Here is a 4361-nt window from a genome sequence, read left to right as displayed (position 1 = left end):
CCCTTAAAATATAGACAGGTTTCTTCGCGTGGAGCCCCATCCATGATCTTTGGGCCGTTGCACGTTGTAAAGTTCCTCAATAGAGACAAAGCCGATCAAATGGGAAACTCGAAATATGCAGAATGACGCTGAAGCACCGCAGGTCCAGTTGTTGCAGCTCACCGCCGACATAGTGGCGGCATATGTCCAGAAGAACGCCATTCCGGCGGCCGGTCTTCCCGAATTGATCGCCAGCGTCAATTCTGCCTTGTCGGGATTGGGTCGGCCGGTGGAAGCGACGCCGCCCGCGTTTGTTCCGGCAGTCAATCCAAAAAAGTCCGTGTTTCCCGATTACATCATCAGCCTGGAGGACGGACGCAAGTTCAAGTCTATGAAGCGCCACCTTGGGTTGCTGGGAATTACACCCGACGAGTACAGAGCCAGGTGGGGGCTCGCCAAGGACTATCCCATGGTTGCACCGAGCTACGCGGCCCAGCGGTCAGCCCTCGCGAAATCCAGCGGACTCGGCCGCAAGCCAACTGCAAAAACGCCGTTGAGGAAAACACCAGCGAATCGGAAAGCTAAGGCCTAACAACAAGTGGCTATCAAAGGCGGCGGGGCAAACTGGATCACTAGGCAAGCATCACAATATCGCTCGGCTCTAAAAATCGGCTGGATAACAACATACCGTCCTCTGTTGAAAGTGACCGTGAGCCATCAGCAGCTCTGACGAATGCCTGGCAACCGATGGATGGTGAGACCACCGGACACTCATTGGGAGACCCCAGGGCGCAGCGTCCAATCTCATATGGTGCGGGGATGGCGGTAGGCTGCGGCGGCTGATCGGCCTCGCACCTGTTCAGAGACAGGAAACTGCTCCATCCTTTTACCAGTTGCTCCGTTACGGCCGCAGCAATCTAGTGCGTGGTGCCTCCGCGCTCGGCATGTAGACAAGTTCTTCACCTGGAGACGCATTCATGATCGGCGGGCGTGTTGCCGTCTCTCTTGGTACTTTCGATTTGTGCAAACAATCCATAATTACGATAAGACGTTTCACTATCTCCGTTTCGAGGTCCAATGTCTGAAGTGGACTGGCTGAGCCATCTCCTGCAAATCATCACCGTGACCGGCCAGCTCGAGGTCCGCTGCGCCTATGGTGCACCGTGGCGCGTTGCCTGGAACAAGGCTGCCGCGAACGAAATTCCCTACCACGTCATAGTCAAGGGCCGGGCCATTCTCGAGGATCCGAAGACGAGAGCGGCGCGGGAGCTGCTGAGCGGAGATATTGTGCTGCTGCCTCACGGCGCGGCGCATGTACTGCACGACGGTAGCGGGCAAACACCAATCCCTACCCAGCAACGCTGGGGGGCAGCCGGATGGATGCTGAGCGAGAATGATGGCCAGGGCGAGCAACTGGATCTGCTGTGTGGGCGATTTTTTATCGCGCCGCCCCATGATCGACTGATCCGCAACTACCTGCCCGCTAATCTGGTGACACGCGCTGTGGACAGCCATGGAGAAGAGGGCATGGGGTCCGCATCCAACCAACTTGCCGGTCTTGTCGGGCTGATGCGGATGGAGTCCGCCGGTGACAGGGCGGGAGGGCGCGCCATTCTCAACGCGCTTTCTTCGGCCCTGTTCACACTGGTACTGCGCGCGGCGAGCCAATCCGGGAAAGCCCCCGAAGGCTTGTTGGCCCTGGCTGGCCATCCGCGGCTGGCACCAGCCATTTCTGCGATGTTCGCCGATGCGGCACGGCCTTGGAAACTGCCTGATCTGGCCGATCTGTGCGGCATGTCGCGCGCTACGTTCATGCGCCAGTTTCAGGACAAGCTGGGTCGCTCCGCCCTCGATTTTTTGACTGATCTGCGCATGAGCCTGGCCGCCAACGAGTTGAAGAAGCCAGCGATCAGCACCGAGGCCGTGGCCGAGACGGTCGGGTATCAATCCGTTTCGGCATTCCGGCATGTCTTCGCTGAAAGGATGGGGATGACGCCGGGGGAGTGGCGGCGACTGGCGCACAAGGGCGAGTAAAACGCGCGGATCCGGAATGCGTAGTTTGATCCTTTGGCGCATCATACTGCGCCAATTCAGTCTCGAAATTGTCACTCGTCCTCGTAAATTGGGCTCCGTAATCACTTGATAAGGGAGCCATCCAATGAACTGCATCAGCCTCGCCACCACCGGACCAGCAACCCGCGTAACCGCCGAAATCTTCGGGGAGTCCGGGAAGAGCGAAAACGCTTTCGCGACGAACGCCGTCATCGAAACGATCCTGAGCCGCAGTGCGGCCAAGTACTACGACCCTGCTGCCACCCTGAGCGACGACCAGATCCGCGACCTGGTGCGTATCGGCACGTCCGCGCCAACCTCCTTCCACCTGCAGAACTGGCGTTTCATCGCCGTACGCTCGCCGGAAGCCAAGGCACGGCTGCGTCCGATCGCCTGGAATCAGCCCGCGATCACCGACGCGGCCGTGACCTTCATCATCATCGGCAGGCTGGCCGATGCCAGCACCGTCCCCGACCGCCTGGCGCCCGTGGTGGAAGCCGGCATCATGCCGGTGCATCTGGTGCCGGAATGGGAAATCCCCGCTCGCGGTCTCTATGACGATCAGCCGCAGCGCCAGCGCGACGAAGCAGTGCGCTCCGCGACCTTTGGCGCCGCGGCGATCATCTACGCGGCCCGGTCGCTGGGCCTGGGTTCGACACCGATGATCGGTTTCGGCTCCGAGGCGGTGCACCGCGAGTTCAGCCTGGCCGAAGACGAAGTGCCGGTCATGTTGCTCACCGTCGGGCCGGAGCGAGCTGGCAACTGGCCGCAGAAGCCCCGCATGCCGGTGGCTGATGTCCTGGACTTCGCATAACGAAAATCCTGGAATCGCGGGCGCGCGAGAGCTCCGAGGAACCCAGGCAGGGACCTCAAGGTCGTCGTGGAGGACGCGAAGCCGACGCGTGAAAGCTCGAAAGAGCTGCCACGCCCGCTAATTACCCCAACACAAATGTCTGAGGAGACAATTCCCATGAAAGCGATCGTAGTGACGGACCAGGCTGCAGGAGAGGCCGGGATGAAGCTGGTACAGCGGCCCGAGCCGCGGGCGGCAATAAACGATGTTGTTGTGGAGGTTCATGCGGCGGGATTCGTCAACACCGAACTGGAGTGGCCTTCGACCTGGGCCGATCGAGCCTTCCGTGACCGGACGCCATCGATCCTCGGCCATGAGCTCGCAGGTGTGGTCACTGCGCTCGGCTACGGCACCACGGGACTGTCAATCGGTCAGCGCGTATTCGGCCTCGCCGACTGGCATCGCGACGGGACCCTCGCTGAGTATGTCGCCATGGAGGCACGCAATCTCGCGCCGCTGCCCGGCGACGTTGACTTCACGGTGGGTGCGAGCCTGCCGATCTCCGGCCTGACCGCGTGGCAGGGGCTGTTCCAGCATGGCCGCCTTCAGGCGGGGCAAAGCGTGCTCGCGCACGGCGCGGCCGGTGCCGTCGGTTCGATGGTGACGCAGCTTGCAAGGGAGGCCGGGGCCTATGTCATCGGCAGCGGACGCGCCGCCGACCGCCAGAAGGCGCTCGACTTCGGCGCGAATGAGTTCGTCGATCTCGACAACGACAAACTGGAGGAGGTTGGCGGCGTCGACCTGGTGTTCGACGTCATCGGCGGCGATATCCAGAAGCGGTCCGCGGCCCTGATCCGGGCCGGAGGAACGCTTGTGACAGTCGTTGGACCGACGGATATTCGACCTGCAGATGGCCTGGCGATTGACTTCGTCGTCGAGGCTGATCGCGGCCAGCTTTGGGAGATCGTTCAGCGGATCCGGGACGGACGACTGCGGACGAATATCGGCAAGGTCTCCAGCCTTGAAGATGCCGTCGCCACCTTCAATTCGACCGAGCGGCGTGCGGGAAAGACGGTCATCCGCGTTCGGCCGTGAGGACTCGGGGGAGAGAGGGCAGTTCCTCTCCTTGAAAGCCTAAGGTCCGCGGCAAATGCCGCAGCGTCAGATGTGATTGCATCTTGGGAGTTCGAGTTCGCTAGCCTCTGCCTGCAGCAATCCCGGTAGCTGGCGAGATTTTGATCCAATACTGCGTTGTTTGTTGAATCTGAAGCCTGGAGGCAAAGACCCAGGCTTGGCGGCGAGAGACGATTAAACATTGATCGATAGCTTTAGACCTTGCTTTGCCGTCGCGTGGTATATGCGCGTAGGCTAATGTCCGTCGGGAGTAGAAACATGCTGAGAATTGTTGGGCGGTTCGCGCGTTCCCATGACGGTTCGATGGCCCCGTTGTTTGTTTTCATGCTGGCGCCCATCATCACCGCCATCGGGTTCTCGGTCGACTATACCAGGGCGGTCCAGACCCGGTCCAACGAGCAGC

Annotated in this window: 5 protein-coding genes; all 5 read left to right on the top strand. The window is 60.8% G+C overall.

What is annotated here, in order from left to right:
* Positions 1-115 precede the first annotated feature (115 nt).
* Positions 116-571, top strand: a complete 456-nt coding sequence (locus EN914_RS25860) for a MucR family transcriptional regulator (RefSeq protein WP_024505839.1) — start codon at positions 116-118, stop codon at positions 569-571.
* A 485-nt stretch (positions 572-1056) separates the two neighbouring features.
* Positions 1057-2013: an AraC family transcriptional regulator gene (locus EN914_RS25855; RefSeq protein WP_024505838.1), complete on the top strand. Its 957-nt coding sequence runs from the start codon at positions 1057-1059 to the stop codon at positions 2011-2013.
* A gap of 124 nt (positions 2014-2137) precedes the next feature.
* Positions 2138-2845, top strand: coding sequence for a nitroreductase family protein (locus tag EN914_RS25850; RefSeq protein ID WP_024505837.1), 708 nt, complete (start codon positions 2138-2140; stop codon positions 2843-2845).
* A gap of 156 nt (positions 2846-3001) precedes the next feature.
* Positions 3002-3919, top strand: coding sequence for an NADP-dependent oxidoreductase (locus EN914_RS25845; protein WP_024505836.1), 918 nt, complete (start codon positions 3002-3004; stop codon positions 3917-3919).
* 276 nt (positions 3920-4195) lie between these two features.
* A partial coding sequence (locus tag EN914_RS40015; protein WP_348630924.1) for a pilus assembly protein TadG-related protein occupies positions 4196-4361 on the top strand: 166 nt, incomplete at its 3' end.

The organism is Mesorhizobium sp. M7A.F.Ca.CA.001.08.2.1, assembly GCF_003998455.1.
In the GTDB taxonomy this organism is placed as follows: Bacteria; Pseudomonadota; Alphaproteobacteria; order Rhizobiales; family Rhizobiaceae; genus Mesorhizobium; species Mesorhizobium ciceri.
The sequence above is the reverse complement of the archived record's forward strand: the minus strand, read 5'-3'. Positions and strand labels throughout refer to the sequence as shown.